The organism is Pseudomonas sp. RIT-PI-S (assembly GCF_025642975.1).
GTDB lineage: Bacteria > Pseudomonadota > Gammaproteobacteria > Pseudomonadales > Pseudomonadaceae > Aquipseudomonas.
Genome location: NZ_JANZKJ010000050.1, coordinates 1 through 205, shown reverse-complemented (window position 1 = coordinate 205; position 205 = coordinate 1). Strand labels below are relative to the sequence as shown.

Genomic DNA, 205 nt, shown 5'->3' with positions numbered 1-205 from the left:
GTCGATCTGCGGCAGCGGGTTGCCGGCGTTGACGAAGGCAGCGCCTTTGTCGGTCAGCACCACGGTGTTGCCGTCGATGGCGTAGTAGCCGTCGCCATTGCTGCCCGGCTTGAAGCCGACAGTGACCACGTCACCTTCTTCGTCGGTGGTGCTGAAGTTGGCGGCAACGGTGCCTTTCTCGGCGGTGTTCTCAACGATGGTGGTC

The 205-nt window shown here is 62.9% G+C and carries 1 protein-coding gene; it reads right to left on the bottom strand.

Annotated features, from left to right (window positions below; translation table 11 throughout):
• Positions 1-205 (bottom strand): hypothetical protein (locus OGL93_RS22200; protein WP_263265175.1); only part of this gene is annotated, 205 nt, incomplete at both ends.